The 22963-nt window shown below is 50.3% G+C and carries 15 protein-coding genes; 6 read left to right on the top strand and 9 right to left on the bottom strand.

Annotated features, from left to right (window positions below; translation table 11 throughout):
- Positions 1–17 precede the first annotated feature (17 nt).
- The 3 genes from BQ5591_RS16315 to BQ5591_RS16305 all read left to right on the top strand — a co-directional run bounded on the left by BQ5591_RS16315 (position 18) and on the right by BQ5591_RS16305 (position 2075).
- Entirely contained in the window at positions 18–1046 is a 1029-nt protein-coding gene (locus tag BQ5591_RS16315; RefSeq protein ID WP_071150115.1) for an iron ABC transporter permease, read from the top strand.
- A 115-nt stretch (positions 1047–1161) separates the two neighbouring features.
- A complete protein-coding gene (locus BQ5591_RS16310) occupies positions 1162–1338 on the top strand; it encodes a DUF4250 domain-containing protein (protein ID WP_022164291.1) in 177 nt (58 codons plus the stop codon).
- A 203-nt stretch (positions 1339–1541) separates the two neighbouring features.
- A complete protein-coding gene (locus BQ5591_RS16305) occupies positions 1542–2075 on the top strand; it encodes a hypothetical protein (protein WP_022164290.1) in 534 nt (177 codons plus the stop codon).
- 110 nt (positions 2076–2185) lie between these two features.
- Here the strand turns inward: BQ5591_RS16305 and BQ5591_RS16300 are convergent, their stop codons facing one another.
- Positions 2186–3553, bottom strand: a complete 1368-nt coding sequence (locus tag BQ5591_RS16300) for a TrpB-like pyridoxal phosphate-dependent enzyme (RefSeq protein WP_022164289.1) — start codon at positions 3551–3553, stop codon at positions 2186–2188.
- Between the two features lie 132 nt (positions 3554–3685).
- On the opposite strand from BQ5591_RS16300, the gene BQ5591_RS16295 reads away from it, so the two are divergent.
- Positions 3686–5515 (top strand): TrkH family potassium uptake protein, encoded by a 1830-nt coding sequence (locus BQ5591_RS16295; RefSeq protein ID WP_071150114.1) that lies wholly within the window; start codon positions 3686–3688, stop codon positions 5513–5515.
- 206 nt (positions 5516–5721) lie between these two features.
- On the opposite strand, the gene BQ5591_RS16290 is transcribed toward BQ5591_RS16295, so the two are convergent.
- Entirely contained in the window at positions 5722–7371 is a 1650-nt protein-coding gene (locus BQ5591_RS16290; RefSeq protein WP_071150113.1) for a sialidase family protein, read from the bottom strand.
- A 79-nt stretch (positions 7372–7450) separates the two neighbouring features.
- On the opposite strand from BQ5591_RS16290, the gene BQ5591_RS16285 reads away from it, so the two are divergent.
- On the top strand, positions 7451–8965 hold the full coding sequence (locus BQ5591_RS16285; RefSeq protein WP_071150112.1) for a bifunctional ADP-dependent NAD(P)H-hydrate dehydratase/NAD(P)H-hydrate epimerase: 1515 nt from the start codon (positions 7451–7453) through the stop codon (positions 8963–8965).
- Positions 8966–8997: 32 nt separating this feature from the next.
- Here BQ5591_RS16285 and BQ5591_RS16280 read toward each other — a convergent pair whose 3' ends face one another.
- From BQ5591_RS16280 to BQ5591_RS16250, 7 genes are all read right to left on the bottom strand, one after another.
- Positions 8998–9774 (bottom strand): histidinol-phosphatase, encoded by a 777-nt coding sequence (locus BQ5591_RS16280; RefSeq protein WP_022161654.1) that lies wholly within the window; start codon positions 9772–9774, stop codon positions 8998–9000.
- On the bottom strand, positions 9771–10307 hold the full coding sequence (locus BQ5591_RS16275; protein WP_083381008.1) for a 5-formyltetrahydrofolate cyclo-ligase: 537 nt from the start codon (positions 10305–10307) through the stop codon (positions 9771–9773). The genes BQ5591_RS16280 and BQ5591_RS16275 overlap by 4 nt, the downstream gene beginning before the upstream one ends.
- On the bottom strand, positions 10222–11958 hold the full coding sequence (locus BQ5591_RS16270) for a S41 family peptidase (RefSeq protein ID WP_071150111.1): 1737 nt from the start codon (positions 11956–11958) through the stop codon (positions 10222–10224). The genes BQ5591_RS16275 and BQ5591_RS16270 overlap by 86 nt, the downstream gene beginning before the upstream one ends.
- A 37-nt stretch (positions 11959–11995) precedes the next feature.
- Positions 11996–12442: a deoxycytidylate deaminase gene (locus tag BQ5591_RS16265; protein WP_022161651.1), complete on the bottom strand. Its 447-nt coding sequence runs from the start codon at positions 12440–12442 to the stop codon at positions 11996–11998.
- 7 nt (positions 12443–12449) lie between these two features.
- On the bottom strand, positions 12450–12968 hold the full coding sequence (locus BQ5591_RS16260; protein WP_071150110.1) for a DUF4847 family protein: 519 nt from the start codon (positions 12966–12968) through the stop codon (positions 12450–12452).
- Entirely contained in the window at positions 12968–15025 is a 2058-nt protein-coding gene (locus BQ5591_RS16255; RefSeq protein ID WP_071150109.1) for a M3 family metallopeptidase, read from the bottom strand. Before BQ5591_RS16255 ends, BQ5591_RS16260 begins: the two co-directional genes overlap by 1 nt.
- 260 nt (positions 15026–15285) lie before the next feature.
- Positions 15286–19359 carry a hybrid sensor histidine kinase/response regulator transcription factor gene (locus tag BQ5591_RS16250; protein WP_071150108.1) on the bottom strand — a complete coding sequence of 1358 codons (4074 nt, stop codon included), beginning with the start codon at positions 19357–19359 and terminating at the stop codon, positions 15286–15288.
- Positions 19360–19738: 379 nt separating this feature from the next.
- On the opposite strand from BQ5591_RS16250, the gene BQ5591_RS16245 reads away from it, so the two are divergent.
- Positions 19739–22945 carry a SusC/RagA family TonB-linked outer membrane protein gene (locus tag BQ5591_RS16245; protein ID WP_071150107.1) on the top strand — a complete coding sequence of 1069 codons (3207 nt, stop codon included), beginning with the start codon at positions 19739–19741 and terminating at the stop codon, positions 22943–22945.
- The last annotated feature ends 18 nt before the right edge of the window (positions 22946–22963 follow it).

Genomic DNA, 22963 nt, shown 5'->3' with positions numbered 1-22963 from the left:
ACTCTTTAAAAAAGCTTATGTCGAAAGGTTGGAAATATGGTTTGGGAATGGGAGTCCTGATAGTACTTCTGTTTATCGTTAATTTGCTGGTGGGTTCTGTATCTATTCCTGCCGGTGAAGTATTCCGTATCCTTTCGGGAGGCGAGGCCGGGAAAGCAAGCTGGAGCTTCATCCTGTGGGAATCGCGTTTACCTCAGGCACTTACAGCCTTGTTGTGCGGAGGAGCGCTGGCGGTATGCGGACTGATGTTGCAGACGGCTTTCAAGAATCCGCTGGCTGGCCCTTCCATTTTGGGAATCAATACAGGAGCCAGTCTGGGCGTGGCATGTGTCATGCTGCTGTTCGGCGGAAGCATTTCGGCCGGCACGTTCAGTCTGTCGGGCTTCTTTTCGGTACTGGCTGGTGCTTTTGTGGGTGCCATGACGATCATGGCTCTTATTCTGTTTCTGTCTACACTGATTCGCAGCAATGTGATGCTGCTGATAGCAGGTATTATGATAGGCTATATTGCTTCGTCGGTCATTTCGCTGCTCAACTTCTTTGCTACGGCCGAGGGCGTACAGTCGTATATGATTTGGGGAATGGGTAACTTTGGCGGTGTGTCCTTGCAACAGATGCCGGCATTTGCTTCGGTCACGGTGCTGGGGCTGATCGGGTCACTGCTGCTCATCAAGCCGCTGAACGCTTTGCTGCTGGGCGACCGTTATGCCGAAAATCTGGGAATCAATATCCGTAGTGTACGTAATTGGCTGCTGATTGTTACCGGTGTGCTGACGGCTATTACTACGGCATTTTGCGGTCCGGTTTCGTTCATCGGGCTGGCTGTTCCTCATGTGGCCCGGCTTATTCTGGGTACTTCCAATCACAATTCGCTGCTTCCCGTAACCATTCTTTGCGGGTCTGCTGTGGCTTTGATCTGTAACTTGTTGTGCGTACTACCGGGCGAAGCGGGAGTCATTCCGCTGAATGCAGTTACTCCTGTGATAGGTGCTCCGGTTGTAATCTATGTCATTGTAAGTCAACGAAAACCGGGTGCTTTCAATTGAACTTATGCAACCGATTACGGAAGAATCGGACGAAAAAATGATTAAAATCAACTTTCTATATTGCAGAAACAACTATCTTTGCGGCGGTATTAGTAACTAAAAAAGATTGAAGCAAATGGAATTACCCGAAGAACCGATGATGCTGTATAGCTTCATCAACATGAAATTACGTGATTTCTATCCTTCGCTGGATGCTCTTTGCGAGGATATGAATGTAGACAAAGAACACATCATCCGTAAACTGAAAGCTGTAGGCTTGGAATACAGTGCCGAGCGTAACCGTTTCTGGTGATTGTGAAAATTGAATAAGCTATTTAAGAGCCTCTGTAGCCATGGTCGTTACAGAGGCTTTTTTGTTAAATGCCGCGTTAATTAATACAAAATGTGTGTCTTCTCTTTTTTACTTTTTCCTTTTTCCGAGTTCTAATGTGATGTATACGGAAATTCTCTGGAGATGAACCACGAAAATGATTATAAACTAAAAAAAGAAGACTTATGAAGACAAGAATCGTTTATCTGTTTATTGCACTCCTCGTAGCAGGAAGCCAAGTTTCATTGTTTGCTCAACAACAAGCGGACCGTACGAAGAAGAAGCCGCGTTTCACTCCCGAGCAGATGATGGAGATGCAAACCAACCGCATTGTGAAAGCTTTGGCGCTGGATGATGCTACAACTGCCAAGTTTACGCCTGTCTATACTCAATATCTGAAAGATTTGCACGAATGCAGAGCAGAGGCATGGAAACAGATGAAGCAGGATAAGGCCGAAGCAGGCAAACAGCCTGATGCAAAGAAAGAAATGCTGACCGACGCTGAAGTAGAACAACGCATCAAGGATCGTTTTGCCCACAGCCGCAAGATGCTGGACTTACAGGAAAAGTATTATACTGAATTCCGCAAGGTGCTGTCGCCCAAGCAGATTGAAAAGATCTATCAGATGGAGAAGAAGCACGATGGTAACAGAATGCGGAAAGATATGCGTCCTGATAGCAAAGACAGAAAACCATTTCCACAACAGAAGAACAGATGACCTGAACGGTCGCTGTAGATAATTTGTTACGGGTTACAAGTATCGGGGAAAGGCGGAATGCAGAAGTTTGCAGAAACGCTTAACCGATGCTTGTAACCCGTAACTGTTTTTTAAGCCAAATCTCCTATTTCATCCAGGTTTTTCTGGATATCCTGGTCGGTAAGTTCGTAGTTGATCAGGTCGCCAGCCAGGTATTTGTCGTACGAGGCCATGTCGATAAGTCCGTGTCCGGAGAGGTTGAACAGGATGACTTTCTCTTCGCCTGTCTCCTTACACTTGTTGGCTTCGCGGATGGCGGCGGCGATGGCGTGGCACGATTCGGGAGCCGGGATGATACCTTCGACCTGTGCAAACAGTACGCCGGCATCAAACGATTCCAGTTGTCGGATGTCTACAGCCTCCATCAGTCCGTCTTTCAGCAGTTGCGATACGATGACACCGGCACCGTGGTAACGCAGACCGCCTGCATGTATGTTAGCCGGGGCAAAGTTGTGTCCCAGTGTGAACATGGGCAGCAGTGGGGTGTAACCGGCTTCGTCGCCAAAGTCGTACTGGAATTTGCCTCGTGTCAGTTTTGGGCAAGAGGCGGGTTCGGCAGCAATGAAGCGGGTTTTCTTTCCTTCAAGGATGTTGTGCCGCATGAAGGGGAAGGCGATACCTCCGAAGTTGGAGCCTCCGCCGAAGCAGGCGATCACCATGTCGGGATATTCGCCGGCCATGGCCATCTGCTTTTCAGCTTCCTGACCGATGATGGTCTGGTGCAGGGTGACGTGGCTCAGCACGGAGCCCAGCGTGTACTTACAGTTGGGAGTGGTGCGGGCCAGTTCGATGGCCTCGGAAATGGCTGTTCCCAGTGAACCCTGATGGTTGGGATGGGCAGTCAGGATGTCTTTTCCGGCACGGGTGGACATGGAGGGAGAAGCTGTAACCTGTGCGCCGAACGTGTGCATGATGCTACGACGGTAGGGCTTCTGCTCGTAACTGATCTTCACCTGGTAGACAGCAGCTTCGAGCCCGAACAGACGGGCGGCGTAAGCCAGCGAGGCACCCCATTGTCCGGCACCAGTCTCGGTGGTGACGTTGGTCACGCCTTCCTTTTTGCAGTAGTAGGCCTGCGGAATGGCGGAGTTCAGCTTATGCGAGCCCATGGGACTGACACTCTCGTTCTTGAAGTAAATGTGAGCCGGAGTATCGAGGGCTTTCTCCAGTCCGTAGGCACGTACCAGCGGTGTGCTGCGGTAGTATTTGTACATTTCGCGCACTTCTTCGGGGATCTCAATCCAGGCATCAGTCTGGTTCAGTTCCTGCCGGCAAAGCTCTTCGGCAAAGATGGGATACATGTCTTCGGGCTTCAGCGGTTGCTTGGTAGCAGGGTTCAGTGGGGGCATAGGTTTGTTCACCATGTCAGCCTGTATGTTGTACCAGTAGTGGGGTATTTCTTCTTCTGGAAGGATGAATCTTTTTGTTTTGTTGCTCATAGTGGTTAAAATATTTAATAATTACTGCCCAAATGTAGTTATTATTTTTAAAACGCTATCTTTTTTTCTTGTTTTTTTGCCCATATTGGTTTATTTGTATATGTTTGCCGCATTTCTTTAACAGGTATCAAGATGAAGATCTATCATAAGTATCTGCTTTATCAGAATAAGTGGATTCATCCGTATGTGCGGATCGTTCTGAACATATTTACTTCGCTTACTTATCTGGCTTCGTTACTGCTGATTATAGGAGTGGTGTACGAGCATGGATTTACCATTACTGCCGAAGAAGCACAGCAGGTGAACCGCCTGTATCATGGCGTCTGGATTGTGTTTCTGGTGGATGTCACGCTGCACATTCTGCTCGAATACAAGGATACGCGGCGAACGTTCAGCAAACTGACGTGGGTGCTGACCGGGCTGCTGTATCTGACGCTGGTGCCTGTCATTTTTCATCGGCCCGAGGTGGAAGGAGGGATTCTGGACTTCTGGAATTTCCTTCACGGGAAAGGCTACCGGCTGGTACTGCTGCTCTTGCTGTCGCTACTGACGTTGTCCAACGGAATGGTGCGCTTGCTGGGCCGGCGCACCAACCCTTCGCTGATACTGGCAGTCAGTTTCCTGATAATCGTACTGATAGGCACGGGGCTGCTGATGCTTCCCCGATGTACGGTGGATGGCATTTCGTGGGTCGACTCGCTGTTTATATCTACCAGTGCGGTGTGTGTCACGGGACTGACTTCGGTCGACGTGGCTTCGACGTTTACGCCGGCCGGTTTTGTGGTCATCATTATCCTGATTCAGATTGGCGGTTTGGGCGTGATGACGCTGACCAGTTTCTTTGCGATGTTCTTCATGGGCAATACGTCGCTCTACAATCAACTGGTGGTGCGCGATATGGTGAGTTCGGACTCGCTGAACTCGTTGCTGACGACGCTGGTCTACATTCTGGGCTTTACGCTGGCGATAGAGGGAGCGGGAATGCTGGCCATCTGGAGCGACATCCACGGCACGTTGGGCATGACGTTGGAGGAGGAACTGGCTTTTTCGGCTTTCCATTCCATTTCGGCTTTCTGCAATGCCGGTTTCTCAACGTTGCCCGGCAATTTGGGCAATCCGGCACTGATGTCGGGACACAATCCGCTGTATATCTACGTATCTTTCCTTGTTATATTGGGAGGTATTGGCTTCCCGATTCTGGTGAATTTCAAAGATATTCTGCTGCACTACGTGCGCCGTTTGTGGCATTTTATCCGCAGGGGCGAATGGGATGGTCGCCGTTTCTATCATTTGTACAATCTGAATACGAAGATTGTGCTGATCGTTACCCTGTTGCTGTTGGTAGTGGGTACGGTTGCCATTGCGGTGCTGGAGTGGAACGGTGCTTTTGCCGGAATGCCGGTGGGCGACAAGCTGACGCATGCTTTCTTCAATGCCGTGTGTCCACGTACGGCGGGTTTTGTCAGTGTGGACCTGACTACGCTGGGTGTACAGTCGCTGCTGATCTACCTGTTGCTGATGTGGGTGGGCGGTGGCTCGCAGTCGACGGCTGGCGGTATCAAAGTGAACGCCTTTGCGGTTGTCGTGTTGAATCTGGTGGCGGTATTGCGAGGTACGGAGCGAGTGGAAGTGTTTGGTCGCGAACTGTCGTCCGACTCTATCCGCCGGTCGAATGCCACGGTGGTGTTGTCGTTTGCCATTCTCTTTCTGTTCGTCTTCATTATCAGCATGCTTGAGCCGGAACATTCGTTGCTGGCGGTTACCTTCGAGTGTGTATCTGCGCTGAGTACGGTAGGTTCGAGCCTGAATCTGACCCCGCTGTTGCACGACGGTAGCAAACTACTCATAGTGGTACTGATGTTTGTGGGACGTGTCGGACTGATAACACTGATGTTGGGCATTGTGAAGCAGAAAAAGAATACGAAATACCGTTATCCCAGCGGTCAGATTATCATCAACTGACCTGTCCGGAAGCCTTTCTGGCGAGGGGTTTGTTCCACACTTGTGTTGCTCGTGAGCCGTGCAAGTGTCTCTCGCGAGCCGTACAAGTGTCTCTCGCGAGCCGTGCAAGTGTCTCTCACGGGCTGTGCAAATGCCGTTTAAAATACTTGTGAGGCAGGCGGATGAAGCCCTTTGGGAATGGGTGGTTTCATCCGCCTGTCTGTTTTTTATTCCTTGATGATTTCTTGTAGTTTGATGGCTTGGAACAGCATGTGGGCCGTGCTGCTTTCGTAGAAGATACCTACCGTCTCGCGGTCGATCATGGTGAGACAGGAGTAGCCCCAGCCGCCACCTTCGTCCAGCAGTACCTGATGCTGGGGCAGCCAGGTCAGTCCACCGTCCAGGCTGGCTTTCAGGGTAATCATGTTGCGGTTCTTGGTACTGTTGGGGTTGGAGAAGAGCAACAGGTCACGGTTCAGTACGTTTTCGGCAGCAGGCACATGGATGAGGCTGGCCATGCAGACCGGCTCGATCAGTGCCTTGCGCGACGACGGATGTTCCTGCCACGTGCGCCCCATGTCGCGGGTAATGGCTACGGCGCGGCTTCCGCCACGGTTGTCGCGCATGTTCAGCATCAGTACGCCGGGTTCTACCTCTGCAACCTGTGCTTCGGTGGTGTTGCTGCGTGCCGGCTGACTGATGTGCCATGTCTGGCCGTGGTCCTCGCTGTAGATAATGCAGGCGCAGGGAATGCGGTCGGCACCGATGTACTGGCCGGCAAAGACCAGCGTGCCGTTTTCCATGGATATGCCCCGTCCGGGTCCTTGGAGCAGGAAGAACCATTCGGGATCTTTCACCTGCGAGGTGATGTTGATGGGAGCCGACCATGTCTTTCCGTCATCGTCGCTGCGAGTCAGCATAAGTTGGGCCGTTTCGTTCAGTTCGTTCCCTTGTCCCGAGTTGAACCAGGCACGGAGGTTGCCCATGCCGTGTGTCCAGGCAGCCATAATCCAGATGGTACCCGTCTGACGGTCTACCAGGATGGCAGGATCGCCTACGCCGTTCTGGGCTTTCGGCAGATGGCCGTATTCGCCGAAGCTCATGGGGACACGCATCTTTTCCCATGTCTGTCCGCCGTCTGTGCTACGGCTGAGGCCGATGTCGATATGTTCTTGCAGATCGGCGCTGTTGTTGTAGCGTATGTCGTACACACCGAGCAAGGTTCCCTTGTTGCTGGTGACAATGCCCGGAATGCGGTAGGCAGCTGCGCCGTCATCGCCTGCATGGCGTACACCAATGCCCGTAAAGTGTTGTTGCGGCGAGGACAGTGCGTATTGCAAGGGAGCTGCACCCGCATCGGTCTTGACCGAACTGACGGTGGCGGATATGCGTGAAGTCAGTGAAGCATCGGGTTTCAGCTGTAGGCTGATCCAGAAATAGTTGATGCCTGGATATAAGGGTTGCGCTGCCTTCAGCGTAACGGTTTTGCCGGGTGAGGTAACCGTAGCTGCCAGTATCGAATATGACGGATTGGCTTTGCGGGTATAGAGCGGATTGTTACGCGACAGGTATGCCGCAGGGGCATAGAATGTTTTGCCTTCGCGCTGTACGCCTTCCGTACCGGCATAATACAGTTTCAGGGCTGTAATATCGTTCAGGTTGACTTGTGAACCGAAGTCCACGGTTACTTCTTCCAGCGTTTTACAGTGGCGGGCATCGATGCGCAAGTAGAACAGTTCGTTGTCCGAGCGGTCGATGAGGACAGGAACACGGGTTTCGCGAATGCGTACGGTGTCGGCTTCCGAGGCTTGCAGGCGAGGAGTGCAGAGCAAGATGAATAGGAGTGCCAGATAGCGGTAGGTAAAGAAAATCTTCATGATATATTCATTTAGGGTTTGGGCAAAGATAGCAAATCTTGAATTAAACTTTTATCTTTGTTGCAAAATAGCAAACGATATGAAGATTTTTCCTACAACAAGCATCAAGCAACTGGATGCATATACGATAGAAAATGAGCCGATAGATTCCATCGACCTGATGGAACGGGCTGCCAATTCATTGGCAAAAGCCATTGCGGAACGTTGGGACGACGTCGACACTCCTTTCGTTGTGTTCGCCGGACCGGGTAACAACGGAGGTGATGCACTGGCGGTGGCTCGTCTGTTGGCCGGACAGGGATATAGCATTGAAGTATATCTGTTCAACACCAAAGGGCAGCTTTCGCCGGATTGCGAAGCGAACAAGGAACGGTTGGGCGGACTGGCCGGTATTGTGTTTCACGAAATTACTTCCCAATTTGTGCCGCCCCAGCTGACGGAAGACCATGTAGTGATTGACGGTCTGTTTGGCAGCGGTCTGAACAAGCCTTTGAGCGGCGGCTTTGCTGCTGTGGTGAAGTACATTAATGCTTCGCCGGCGAAAGTGGTGGCCATCGATATTCCTTCGGGCCTGATGGGCGAGGACAATTCCTACAACGTGGCTTCCTGCATTGTCCGTGCCGATGTGACGCTGACGTTGCAGTTGCCCAAGCTGGCTTTCCTCTTTGCCGAGAATGCACCGTATGTAGGCGAGTGGGAGAGACTAGACATCGGGCTGAGTGAAGAAGCCATCGACGAAATGACTACCGATTATTATCTGACCGAACCGGACGACGTGAACTGGCGACTGAAAACGCGTGACAAGTTTGCGCATAAAGGCAACTTCGGCCGTGCTTTGCTGATAGCCGGTTCGCAGGGGATGGCCGGTGCATCGGTGCTGGCTGCCAAGGCCTGCTTGCGTTCGGGAGTAGGATTGCTGACGGTGCATGTACCTTTCTGCAACAACTTCATCGTGCAGACTGCCGTGCCCGAAGCTATGACGGAGATAGACTTCAGCGAGACGTGCTTCTCCGGTGCAACGGATACCGACGATTATCAGGCTGTAGGTATCGGTCCCGGTCTGGGGAAATCGCCCGAGACGGAGAATGCGTTGATTGATCAGATTGAATCCTGTCAGGTGCCGATGGTAGTCGATGCCGATGCCTTGAACCTGCTGGGCGAACATCGCAGCTATCTGGGACATCTGCCCAAAGGAAGCATCCTGACTCCGCATCCCAAAGAGCTGGAGCGTTTGGTGGGGAAATGTCAGAACTCGTACGAGCGGCTGATGAAAGCCCGTGAACTGGCACGGACAGCCGATGTGCACATTGTACTGAAAGGAGCCTATTCGGCTGTTATATCTCCGTCGGGACAATGCTGGTTCAACACGACCGGAAATCCGGGTATGGCTACGGGAGGCAGCGGTGATGTGCTGACCGGAGTGTTGCTTGCTTTGCTTGCACAGGGATACGATGCGGAAACTGCTGCGCGACTGGGTGTCTATGTGCATGGTCTGGCGGGTGACATCGCAGCCCGCAAACAAGGTGAAATCGGTATGACTGCCGGCGATATTGTAGCTTCGCTGCCGATGGCGTGGAGAATGATGGAGGGGTAGTCTGTTCCCCTCCATGCTGTAGCGGAAAGAACTTACAGAAGTTTATCGATCGTTTTGATCTTTAGCTCTTTAAGTTCTTCTATGGCACGGTTGTAGTATTTCTGTTCTTCCAGATACTTGCTGACGTGAGCGTCTACTCCGATGATGGCCGTACATCCTTCGGCAGCTGCGATATGCCAGAACTTGGGATGAGGGAACGATTCGGTTCCGTGCATTTCGTTGTATGAGGCATAGCTGATGTTATACTCCAACGGAATGTTGAGTCGGGCAGCGGCCCGGCAGATGTGTCGGCTGATGGTGGTACAGTGGTGGTCCCATTCGGGGTAAGACAGCATGAAGAGGTCGGGATGAGCCAGGCAGCAGAACAGTCCGCTTTCCATGCCTTCGATGGCACTTTCCTCGTACAGGTCGAGCATATCGTGGTTGTTGGTATTTCGTCCGAAGTAGGGGAACTTCTCATCCGTGTGATAGAAGTGGTTGCCGAATATCAGGTAATCCAGCTTGTATTCCTTGACTTGTTCTTTCAGCCACGAAATGTATTCGGGAAAATACTCGCATTCCAGTCCTATCTTGATGTCTATCTGATCGCGGTATTTTTCGCGCAAGGCACGCAGGCTTTCCACGTATCCGGGAAGTTCGTCGGGCAACATGCGGATATTTGATACATAATTGGTACGGTATTTCCAGGGAGTGTGGTCGGAAAAACCGAGTACCTGAAACCCGCCTTTGATGGCGCTCAATACAAATTCTTCATCGCTTCCTGTGGCATGCTGGCAGCGTGTGGTGTGGGTGTGATAATTTGTTTTCATTCTTTTGTTACGATTTCGTCCATGCGGATATCAAAAGGTTCCGCTGGAATTTCTTCTACTAATTGGAAGGGGAAACAGATACCTATCTTATAGGCCGACGGTATGCAGGGCAGCAGGCGGTCGTAGTAGCCTTTGCCTCGTCCTAGCCGGTTGCCCTGACGGTCGAAGCCTACACCGGGTACAATAATCAGATCGATGGCGTCGTAGTCGCAGAAAGGAGTGCCCGAAGGTTCCTCGATGCCATATTTGCCGACGGTCAGATCGTCGGGACCGGTATACTGGCGCAGTTCCAGATCGTCATTTACAACTGCCGGAAGCAGTATCCGCTTGTAGCGGCTCCACTTCCGGATGAAATTGTGGGTATCTACTTCGTCTTTCAGCGAGTGATACAATAATATGGTATGGGCTGCCTTGAAAGCCGGATGGTCTTCAAGGGCGGCCATGATTTCAGCAGACTGCTGCGTAGCGGAAGAGCTGTGTTGCGTCTTCAACAAAGCTATCTGCCTGCGCAGTTCTTTTTTCTTTTCCTTCATTGTCCGTTTCGTTTAGAGGCGTTGGGGCGGGAGCTTTAGGGAATGCTTCGCCTTTTTCCAATATTTCCAATGCAGTCTTAACCGTTGCATCGCTCTGGTTGAGGTAGCGGATGTAAGGTTCACGGCCTAGAATATTATAGATAATGTTACCGTAAAGACTCTTTTCCAGTAACTTATGAGATTTATGGATGAGGAGGTTACGGCGTTTCACACCCTTGGAGTCGGCAAAGCGGATGAATTGGTCTACAATGCCTTGACGGCGTAAATACTGATACATCTCGTCCTCGTTTTCGCATTCGCTCAGTTTGCTGCGGTTGCGGTCGCTATACTGGAAGCTGAATTGCAGAATCAAACCCTTGTTACTTACTTCTATCAGATAGGAAGATACGCCAGTCGTGTCTTGCGGTACGAATACGTCGGGCATGATACCTCCACCACCATAAACAGGACGTCCGAGGGTGGTGTAATATTTTTGGTCTTCATCGAGCTTGATGCTGTCTTTCGAGAAGAACTCGCCATGCTCGTAACGGTTGATCCAGTCCATTTCGTATTCGCTGTTGTTTCCGTTCTCGTAAGGACGCTGGATGCAGCGACCCGACGGGGTATAGTAGCGGGCGATAGTCAGACGGATGGCCGAACCGTCGCTGAAGTCGATAGGCTGTTGTACCAGTCCTTTTCCGAACGAGCGGCGGCCTACAATGGTACCGCGGTCGTTATCCTGTATGGCACCGGCAAAGATTTCGCTTGCCGAAGCAGAACCTTCGTTGACCAACACCACAATCGGCATCTTCTGGCAACTGCCTGTTCCGTTGGCATATTCTTCCATGCGCGGATATTTGCGTCCCTGGGTGTAAACAATCAGTTTGCCTTCGGGCAGGAATTCGTTGACCATGCGGGTGGCGGCTTCCATGTAGCCTCCGGTGTTGTCGCGCAAGTCGATAATCAGTCCCTGACAATCCTTATGGGTGAGCTGTGCGATGGCATAGAGCAGTTCAACGTGTGTAGTACGTCCGAATTTGCTGATTTGCACGTAGCCAAACTTATCGTTGATCATGTAAGCGGCATCGATGGTGTTTTGCGGAATGTCACCACGGGTAATGGTGAAGTCGAGCAATTCTTTTTCAGAGGCTCGTTTGATACCCAGCTTGACGGTGGTGCCTTTAGGTCCCTTCAGGTTGCGCATGGCTTTTTCGTTGGTCAGTCCTTTACCGACGAAAAGGCTGTCGTTGACCATGACGATGCGGTCGCCAGCCATCAGACCTACTTTCTCCGACGGGCCACCGGGCACTACACTGTTGATATGAATCGTGTCCTCCTGAATGGTGAACTGTACACCAATGCCACTAAAACTGCCTTCCAGTTCGGAGTTGACTTCTTCCAGCTTTTGTGCAGGGATGTAGGTGGAGTGGGGATCCAGTTCGGCCAGAATCTGAGGCATGGCCTTTTCGACCAGGTCTGTCATGTTGACGGTATCTACATACTGGTCGTCGATTACCCGCAACAAGGCATTAAGCTTGTTGGACGAACCGTTGATGATGCCAAGCTTTGTTCCGCCATAATGCTTGGCATAGAATGTTCCAATAAGAATGCCCACTACCACGCAGACAGCTATGACGAGCGGCATGAAGCGGGATGAATTCTTTGTACTCATGTATTTTTAGTAAATGATTAGTGGTTAATATAAATAGTTAGCTCTGTTCATTTTCAATGGGGATGTAGACAACTTCGATGCCTGCCCGTTTGAGCAGATCGAGCCCGTCCTCAAGGCGGTATTTCTCGGAGTACACCACCCGCTTGATGCCGGCCTGGATGATCAGCTTGGAACATTCGATGCAGGGCGAGGCGGTGACGTACATGGTAGCTCCATCGCTACTGTTGTTGGAGCGGGCTATTTTGGTGATGGCATTGGCTTCGGCATGAAGCACATAAGGCTTGGTAATATTGTTCTCGTCTTCGCATACGTTCTCGAAGCCGGAAGGAGTGCCGTTGTAACCATCCGAAATGATCATCTTGTCCTTGACGATGAGCGCACCTACCTGGCGACGCTTGCAATAGGAGTTTTCGGCCCAAATGCTTGCCATGCGTATGTAGCGTCTGTCCAAAGCTATCTGTTTTTCGTTTTCTGAGTTGTCCATATCGTTCTTATTGTTTTGCAAATCCTATCAGACAGGTTGTCTGACCTTCTTTATAATAAAGGGTGATTTGGTTCTCGTCGCCCTCGTATTTGAATACGTTTTGCATGCCTTTGATGAATTCTTTGGCAAGCGGATCGGTCTCGGAAGCTGAAATTTTCAGGTTCAGACTGATGTTACCGTTTTTGCCGTCAGCCGTCCAGGTGCCTGTGGCATTTTTTACTTTGACTCCATTGACAGTAACATTGTTTCCGCTCAGTTCTCCGTTCACTTCAATTCCCTCGAAGACGACGGTGAAGTTGTTTTCAGCCTTCAGAAGTTCGATGCTTTGGTTGTAGGCAGCTTCCGAGTCCCATACGATGGCTCCGAACTGTTCATTTTCTTTTCCTTCTATGGTAATCCGACTCATCTTCCATGTCTTTCCGGTAAAGATTCGGATAAGATCGTCTTCGGTATTGCAACCGCTGAAGACGGGAATCAGTGCCAGCATTAGCAACAAGTGACAAATATACAATGATTTTCTTTTCATTAGCATTCTTTTTTTATTCCGTTTCTTATTAATAATGCCTCAATCGTAGGTTCTTGTCCGCGGAAACGCTTGTAAAGGGTCATAGGGTGTTCGGTTCCACCTTTCGAGAGAATGTTTTCGCGGAAAGATGCGGCTACTTCGGGGTTGAAAATACCTTTTTGCCTGAAAAGCGAGAAGGCATCGGCGTCCAGTACCTCAGCCCACTTGTAGCTGTAGTAACCAGCGGCATATCCGCCTGCAAAGATGTGCGAGAACTGGGTACTCATGCAGGTTTCTTCGACTTGTGGCAGAATCTGAGCTTCGGCCCATGCCTGTTTTTCGTAGGTGCGGACATCACCGTCGAAAGGTGTGGTACGGGTGTACCAGGCCATGTCGAGCAAACCGAAGCTTACCTGACGCAGACAGGCATAAGCTACATTGAAGTTGCGTGCATCTATCAGACGTTGTACCAGTTCGTCGGGAATCAGTTCGCCTGTCTGGTAGTGGCGGGCAAAGGTATGCAGGAACTCTTTTTCGGTAGCAAAGTTTTCCATGAACTGGGATGGAAGCTCTACGAAATCCCAATAGACATTTGTTCCGCTCAGACTTTCGTATGTAGAATTGGCAAACATGCCGTGCAGACTGTGACCGAATTCGTGCAGAAATGTTTCGACTTCGCTGAAGGTCAGCAGGGCGGGCTTGTCCTGTGTGGGTTTGGTGAAGTTCATCACCAGTGATACGTGCGGACGGTTATTCTCGCCTGTCTGTTCGTCTATCCACTGTCCTTTGTAACTGGTCATCCAGGCTCCCGAACGCTTTCCGGCACGGGGATGGAAGTCGGTGTAGAGTACAGCCAGAAAACTTCCGTCGTGGTCGAATACTTCGTAAGCATCTACGTCCTTGTGGTAAACGGGGATCTCCGGATTCTTCTGGAAGGTGATGCCATAGAGGCGGGTAGCCAGGCCGAATACACCTTTCTTCACGTTCTCCAATTCGAAGTAGGGACGAAGCATTTCGTCGTTGATGTTGAAGGTACGGTCTTTCAGCTTTTGCGAATAATAACTCCAGTCCCACGGCATCAGGACGAAATCTTCACCTTGTTCTTCACGGGCCAGCGACTGCACCTCGGCATATTCCTTCAGAGCCGTCGGCTTGTAGGCCTCAAGCAGTTGGCTAAGCAGGTGATAGACGTTTGCGCTGTTTTGGGCCATGCGTCGTTCCAGTTTGTAGGAAGCATAGTCCTTGTATCCCAGTAGTCGGGCTATTTCCAGACGCGTATTGACCAGTTGCTTGACGATGTCCAGGTTATTGTAGTCATTAGGGTGCGTACATTTCGTATTGTAGGCCATGTAGAGCTCTTTCCGTAGTTCGCGGTTGTCGGCATAAGTCAGGAAAGGAACATAACTGGAGGCTTGCAGGGTGAAGATCCATCCTTCCTGTCCTTTCTCTTTGGCTGTTTCCCGGGCTGCTTCGATGGCGCTTTCGGGCAGACCTTTCAGTTGGCTTTCGTCTGTCAGTACCAGTTGATAGTCGTTGGTTTCCTTCAGGTTGTTTTCGCTGAATTGCAAGGTTAGCAGACTCAGTTGGCGCGACAGCTCGCGATACTTCTCCTTGTCGGCTCCTTGCAGGTTGGCTCCGCTGCGTTCAAATCCTTCGTACGTATCCTCGGTCAGTTTCCGTTGTTCGGCCGTCAGTGCTTCGTCGTAGCGATGTTCGTAAGCCGTCTTGACACGTTCGAAAAGGCGTTCGTTCAGTGTGATGTTGTTGGCATGCTCGCTAAGCAGGGGCATCAGCTCCTTGGCCAGTTCCTGCATGGCATCGTTGGTCTCGGCACTGAGCAGATTGTCGAATACTGTTTCGGCACGGCGCAGCAATTCTCCCGACAGTTCTAACGCCAATATTGTGTTTTGAAAGTCGGCGGGAGCGGGATTACAGACAATGGCATCTATTTCTTCGTTTTGGCGACGTATTCCTTCGCGTATGGCAGGGGCATAGTGTTCCACGGCAATGCGGTCGAAGGGAACGGTACCGTGAGGGGTATGGTTATTTTCAAAAAAAGGATTCTGAGTTTGTATCATCTTTGTAAAAGCTATCGTAAAACAACCGTTGTTGGTGCTTTTTCATCAGGTCCCTTGTCAAGGAACCTTTTTGAAACAATACGCAAAAGTGCAAAAAAAATAGGCGATTCAGTTCGAAGACGCCTATACTTTAATAATTTCTAACTGTTTATGCGAATGGTTGGAGTGGCTTCTGTTATTTTAGATGCTTCTATATGTGCTTTGCCGCTTCGGGCTTAATGTCTGATGGCGGTTCAGAACAGGTATAACCGGATGGTCTGTTAGTCGGCATTCTGTTCGCTGTATTTGGAGGGCGATACTCCAAATTGCGCCACGAAGTGTTTCCGTAGCGTACGCGCGTCGTTGTAGCCTACCATTTCGGCTATTTCCTGTATGCTGTACCGGTCTTCGAGGATGAGTGAGGCTGCTTTGCTCATGCGTACACTGCGGATCATGTCGATAGCTGCTAGTTCGCTCCGCTGCTTGATTTTGCGATAGAGGGTGGGCTGGCTCATGTGAAGCTGGTCGGCCAGCGTCTTTACGTTGAAGTTCTCGTCTGCCAGGTTGGCTTCTATTACCTGTATCACCTGTCGGATGAAATAGTCTTCCTTCTCCACTTTCTCTTCTCCGTTTTCTTCTTCCTTCAGCTTGAGCGTGCCTGCATAAAGCCGTTTCAGCCTTTCGCGTTGCCTGATGAGGCTGCGCACCTTTGTTTTCAGCATTTCGGGATTGAAGGGTTTCATCATGTAGTCGTCGGCGCCTATGCCCAAAGCGTGTATCACATCTGTGTCTTCCGACTTGGCGGTGAGCATTAGCACCGGTATGGAAGCAGTTTGTGGCGATTCCTTTAATTCGCGGCAACACTCCAGTCCGTCCTTGACGGGCATCATGATGTCGCAGATGACGAGGTCGGGAGCATATTCGTGCGCCAGCTGGATGCCTTCCTCTCCGTTAGCTCCTTCTACAACGGCGAACTCGCCCTCAAAGAGATGGTTTATATATTGCCGTATATCGGCGTTGTCCTCCACAATGAGCAGTTTCTTCCGCGGTTCCTTGCCTCCCGTTTCCGTCTGCGGGACGATGGGCGCGTCGGCGATGTCTGCCGTCCGGCGGGGAGATACGAAAGTCACCCTTTCGTTTTGTGGTTCGAAGTGTCTGTTGCCTTCGGGTATGTAGAGGCTGATGATGGTGCCGTGGCCGGGGCGATCGGCTGTCTTGATGTAGCCATGGTGCAGGTCGGTGATGTTCTTCACGATGCGCATCCCGATACCCGTCTGGGTGGAGTGTACAGGAGTGTTCACTCCCGTGGTAAAAGGTTCGAAAAGATGTTTTTTTACCTCCTGAGGGATGCCGGCTCCAGTGTCGCTGACGGTAATGTTGCAGAAGGGGTGTCCGTCTATGGTGGTGCGTCCCAATGTCAGTTCCACGCTACCCTGCGGCTGGGTGTACTTGAAAGCGTTGGATAGTAGGTTGCGTATGGCCGACGCCATTTTTTCCGCATCGACCCATAGCGTTAACGGCTCGGGTAGCAGACGGATGCAAAACTGATAGTGTCCTTTCTCGGCAATACCTTTGAAGGGGTCGCATACGTTGTTTACCAGCTGGTTGATGTCCGTTTCCGATACCTTGAGTCGTACCATGTTGGATTCTATCTTCTGTACAAACAGCAATTGGTCCATCAGGGCGTGCAGTGACTTGCTGTTTTCGTAAGCGGTATGGAGCTGGCGGCCGGTCTTTGCTGGTAGCCCTTCCGTGTGCAGCAGTTCCTGCAGGGGAGCCAGAATCAAGGTGAGCGGCGTGCGCAGTTCGTGGGCTATCTCGGTGAAGAAGCGTTCGCGCTCCATGCGCAGCTGTTTCTCCTTGTCGCGCTCCACATTGGCGGTGAATACCTCATGCTCCAGTTGCATTTCGTGTTCCAGCCGTTTGGCCCTCAGCCGGAATCGTCTGATGATGTACAGCACAATCAGCACTACTGTCACGAACACGCAGAAGCGGAACCAGACGCTGTTGCTCCAGTGGGGGGCAATGTCAATGTTCAGGGCGGTTATTTCGTTCGGGGCGTTGTCGGGGTGGACATTCTTTATTTCGAAGACGTACTTGCCTTGTTGCAGGTTGGTGTATGACACCTTCTCCTCTCCCTGTGTGTAAATCCATTCTTGCTGGTAGGGATAGAGGCGGTAAGCATACGTGTGTTGTTTGTTGGAGTAAGACAGGTTGCTGAACGTGAGGGAGAAGTTACGGTTCTTGTAGCTGAGCTGTATACCGGACAGGTAGGAGATGCCGTAAGGGAGGATGTTCTGTCCGTTGACGATCTGGTTGATGCTCACCGGCCGGTCGTTTACCTCCAGACCTGTGATCAGTACCTTTTGGGGGATTTCGAACTGGTCGGTTTTGTCTGGTTTGAAATAAGTCAGGTTCTTGTTGTTTCCCCAGAACAGAGTGCCTTTCCAGTATAGGGCAGAGCGGTTGCTGCCCGATACGTAATAGTTGTAGAAAAGTTCCTGTTCCCTGTCGTAGCGTGAGATACCCGAGTTGGAGCCTATCCAGATATTCCCTTTGTCGTCTTCGGTGATGCAACCTACGAAGTCGTTGCATAGTCCGTTCTGGGTTGTATAGGTGCGCAAAATGCGGTTCTGTTTGGGTGATAGAAGGGCAAATCGGTTCATGTAGCCGATGTAAAGCATACTGTTTTTCGAGGCCAGAAGGGAGCGTATGGAAGGATCGGGCATACCGACTTCGGTTTCATAGCCCGTATCTGTTTGGCAGGTTTCAGGATTGTAGCGGTACAATCCCTCGGTCGTTCCCAGCCACAGGTGTCCGTCGGACGTTTCAGCCAGTGCACGGATGCAGGGCGGGGGCAACGGCTTGCCGTCTTTACCTTTCAGAAGGGGTTGCCGACTTGTCAAGGTAGAGGAATTGACTTCAAAGAGTCCTGTCTGCGTGCCGGCCCAGATTCTTCCCTGCTTATCGGCCAGAAGGGTCCATACTGATAAGTTGCCGGCAGCTGCCGAATCGTCCGTCAGTTTTATGATTCTGAAGTTTTTGTTTCGGGCATCATATCGGCTCAGTGTTCCGTCGGCATTGCCGAACCACAGGTTGCCCTCCTTGTCTTTGGTGCTGCTCAGCACGGTATTCCGTTTCTGCACCTCCGGACTACCTGCTGGACTGAAATTCAGTTCTTCGTCCGGGCGGTAGGGGGCATTACTGCGCAGAATGCTCCGGTGGAAGGTCGTGAGCCAGAGGTAGCCTTCGTCGTCGTTCAGGATGGAGCATATCTCGTTGTGTCTGTCCTGATAGAATCGGTTGTAGAACTGTTCACGCAAGTCGGACCAGATGATTCCTCCTCCGTCTGTACCAATCCATAAGATGCCTTGTGGGTCATAATAAACGGCTATCATTCGCGTCTCTATGTCGCGGAACACGTAAGAAGTGGTGTTGTTGAAGACCTTGCCGGTCATTTCGTCCGGGTTGTTCTTGTTCAGGCTGACGAGGGTATATCCGTTCCATGTGGCGACGAGGTAGCGGTTTTTTTCCAGGCGCACCACCCCGAAAGCGTCGGTATGTGACAATTGGTTGGCCGTGTATTTGTTGTGGTACGTCATGCGTCCTGTTTTCTTTGATTTTACGTTATATCGTATAAGACCGTATGTAAGGGTCGAGAGCCAGATATTTCCGTCTTCGTCATACAGGATGTGGTTGATTTGCATGGGCTGGCCGACGCCTAAATCTACTGTCTGGTAGCAATCCATTCGTTTCGTGTCGGCTATCATGACTCTTCCATCCGTGTCTGTCACGCAGATATGCCTTTTGTCCGGATTCAGCGACATTCGGGTCAGAATGCCGCCTTTCTTGTTCCATTGCGAATAGTGCTTTACGATGTGGAAGGTCACCGTGTCGTCCTGCGGTCGGCTTCTTCTTTCGGCTAGCATCAGTTCGTTGTTGTCTAGCATCCAGAAAATTGAGTCGTTCACCGGTTCTATGGCGATGGCTTTGACGGGTTCTCTGTTTTCCGTCCGGATGGGGAGGAACTGTTCGCTCTTCAGGTCGAATGCATAGAGGTTGCCCCGGCTTTCAAAGCATAGCAGGTCGTCTGATATTTGTTTCAGGCTGTAGGTATTGGCACTTGCCCGGTTAAAGGGGAATACTTTGATTTGTTTGCCGTCATATCGGTTCAGTGCATCGCGTGTGCTAAACCAGATGAATCCGTTACGGTCCTTGCAGATGGAGTGTATGGTGTTGTCCGAAAGGCCGTTCTTCATGGTCAGTACATGAAGGTCTTTTTCAAAGAATGCCCGTCCCGGAAACGGGTGTAGACAGAGGCAGATGAAGATAGTACAGATTATCTTAAGGTTCATATTTTATTTATAATTATGCAATGCAAAGAAATAAAAAATAACTTATTTATTGAAATGAAATGTGAAAAAAGTCGGGACACTCTTGCTTTTTTTGCTGTGGTCGGAGGTAGATTGTAGAGCCTGCCCTATCCGTTTTCTTACTTTATGAGACTCTGATTTCACATGTTGCATTGTTCGTACCTCTGCCTTTCTTCAGGAGAGGCTGTTTTTGGTAAGTTTGGCGGATGAATTCTTAAAATTGAATGTGAAAATGCAGAGAATGTGTGGGGTGTATTAAACGTGCATGTTGAATGAAATGGTTATGTATGCCCTGTTAGTCGTTGGTCTTTTAATTTTGTAATCGAAATAACCTCATTGTCTAACTTTAAAAAGGAAAAACATGAAAAGAAACCTTATTTTCTTTCTGATGCTATGGTGTTGTATTTCCATGCATGCCCAGCATCTTACTATTACAGGTAAAGTCACAGACAAACAGAATGAGCCCATTATTGGTGCCAGTGTGGTTGTCAAGGGCACTTCCAACGGTGTGATAACCGACTTGGAAGGTTCGTTTACCATTAAAGATGTTCCGTCAAACGGAGTCTTGGCCGTTTCCTATATCGGCTATAAGGAGGTTGAGATTATAATCAATCCTTCGCAGAAATCCTATTCAGTCACATTGGAAGAAGACAATCAAATGCTGGACGAAGTGGTAGTGGTTGGTTTCGGTACACAGAAGAAGGTGAACCTGACGGGTGCCGTTGCTTCGGTGGACACCAAGAAGCTGGAATCCCGCCCCGTTACTTCAGTAGGACAGGCCTTGCAGGGTGTTGTTCCGGGTCTGAATGTCAGCATGCCTGATGCTGGTGGTAAGCTGGATGCCAGTCCTTCTTTCAATATCCGTGGTACGGGTAACTTGGGTACAGGTTCCAGTGCCTCACCTCTTGTCTTGATTGACGGTGTGGCCGGTGACATTAACCAGTTGAATCCGCAGGACATCGACAACATCTCTGTATTGATGGATGCCGCTTCGGCTGCCATCTACGGTTCGCGTGCTCCGTTTGGTGTGATTCTGGTAACGACCAAGAAAGGTAAACAGGGTAAGACGAGCATTTCTTACTCCAACAACTTGCGCTGGTCTCGTCCTACCAACATTCCTGACATGTTGGATGCCTATACTTTTGCCCAATATTTCAACCGTGCCATCGACAATTTTGGTAGCGGTGCGGCTCATTTCTTCTCGGATATTACGATGGAGCGTATCCAACAGTATATGCGTGGTGAAATCACGACTACGGCCGATCCTTCATTAAGTCAGGCCGGCAACTGCTTTGCATTCAATACCAACTCCAATGACAACCAGAACTGGCCTCGTAACTTCATCGACAAGACGGCTTTCGGTCAGGAGCACAATCTGAGCCTGTCGGGCGGTAATGATAAGGTACAATATTATGTATCAGGTGCCTTCCTTGACCAGGACGGCCAGATGAACTATGCGGACGATAACAAGAAACGCTACAATGCCAGTGCCCGCATCAGTGCCGAGATTACCAAGTGGATGCGTTTGGAGTTCAACAGCCGTTTCATCCGTGAAGACATCGGTATGCCTACCTTTCTGAAACTGTATGGCGACCGTTTCTTTTCCGAAACAACCAAGTTGCATCCCAACATGCCGCTTTACGATAACAACGGGCACTATACCCGTAACCCGAAACTGATGCAGCTGACGTCGGGCGGACGTTCCAACACACAAGACGACACCTATTTCACACAAGGTAGTTTAATTCTTACTCCTTTGAAGGGGTTGACTATCCATGGTGACTTGTCTTTGCGTACTGGTAGCTACGAGCATATTTACAACGTGGCTCGCGTTTATTTGTATGACAAGGAAAACAATCCGGTGCCGGAACAATGGCTGGGTGGTGATGCCGATCTGGCTGCCGGTAAGACATGGGCTTATAGTGAGCAGCAGCGCAGTTCGATGATTACTTCATCGGCTTATGCTGACTATTCACTTAATTTCCTCGAAAAACACAATCTGAAAGTGATGGTGGGTATGAACAGCGAGAGTTATCGTTATAATAATGTGTGGGCTAAGCGTTCGGACGTGATGAGCGACAGCAATCCTGACGTCAATACTTCTACGGGAACGCAGAGCAACGGTGCCTATCGCGGTGAATGGTCTTCTTTGGGTTACTTCGGTCGTGTGAACTACGACTTTGACGGACGCTATCTGTTCGAGTTCAACATCCGTCGTGACGGTTCTTCTCGTTTCCGTGCTGACCAGCGTTGGGCTACTTTCCCCTCTGTATCGGTAGGTTGGAACATTGCCCGTGAATCCTTCTGGGAGCCGATGTCCAAGTGGGTTAACACGTTGAAGCCTCGCTTCTCTTATGGTAGTCTCGGTAACCAGAATACTAACTCCTATTATCCTACGTATGCCATTCAGAATGTAACTGTGGGTAGCCCCGATGCCGGTGGCCGTTGGTTGCTTACCACAGACAGCAAATCGAATATCGCAGGTGCTCCCGGACTGGTAAGTTCGCTTTTGACTTGGGAGCGCGTTTATAGCTACAACTATGGTGTGGACTTTGGAGCCTTCAACAATCGCTTGAGCGGTTACTTCAACTACTTCATCCGCGACACCAAGGACATGGTAGGTCCCGCACAGGAAATCTCTCCGATTGTAGGTGCATCGGCACCGAGCCGCAACAATACCGCTTTGCGTACCAAAGGTTGGGAACTTCAGCTGAACTGGCAGGATCGTATTGGTGATTTCAACTACAATATTGCTTTCAATCTTTCCGACTCACGTACACATGTAACAGAATATCCCAATGCCAGCAAGAGCCTGGGCACTTATTATGAAGGGCAAGAATTGGGACAGATTTGGGGTTATGAATCTGTAGGTATGGCCAAGACCGATGAAGAAATGGCTGCACATCTGGAAAAAGTGGATCAGAACACGATACCGGGTATCAGTTTGGCTCCTTCCGGTTGGAAAGCCGGTGATATGATGTATGCCGACCTGGACGGTGACGGTAAGATTACTAACGGTGAAAATACGGTAGACAATCCGGGCGACCGTAAAGTAATTGGTAACAGCACGGCACGTTATCGTTTCGGATTGAATATCGGTGCTGAGTGGAAGGGCTTTGACTTGAGCATCTTCTTCCAAGGTGTGGCCAAACGCGACTATCTGTTGAGCGGTATGATATTCTGGGGTGTAAATGGTGATGCATGGTCTTCGACGGGATATAAGGAACACTGGGATTTCTTCCGTCCGGAAGGTGACCCCTTAGGCGCCAATACAGACGCTTATTATCCGCGTCCTCTTTGGACCTCCAACCAAAACCGTCAGAGTCAGTCGCAGTTCCTGCAGAATGCAGCCTACATTCGTCTGAAAAATTTGCAGATTGGTTATACATTGCCTAAGACATGGACTAACAAGGTCGGTTTGGAACGTGTTAGAGTATTCTTCTCGGGTGACAACCTGTGGACTGGTACTGCCATCAACAAGAACTTCGACCCCGAAGCCTTGTATCAGAACGGTATGACTTATCCATTGAGCCGTACGCTCTCTTGTGGTATTAATGTAACATTGTAACCTATAAAAGCATTTATA

Origin of the sequence: Bacteroides ndongoniae (assembly GCF_900108345.1) — a bacterium.
Taxonomy (GTDB): Bacteria; Bacteroidota; Bacteroidia; order Bacteroidales; family Bacteroidaceae; genus Bacteroides; species Bacteroides ndongoniae.
The sequence above is the reverse complement of the archived record's forward strand: the minus strand, read 5'-3'. Positions and strand labels throughout refer to the sequence as shown.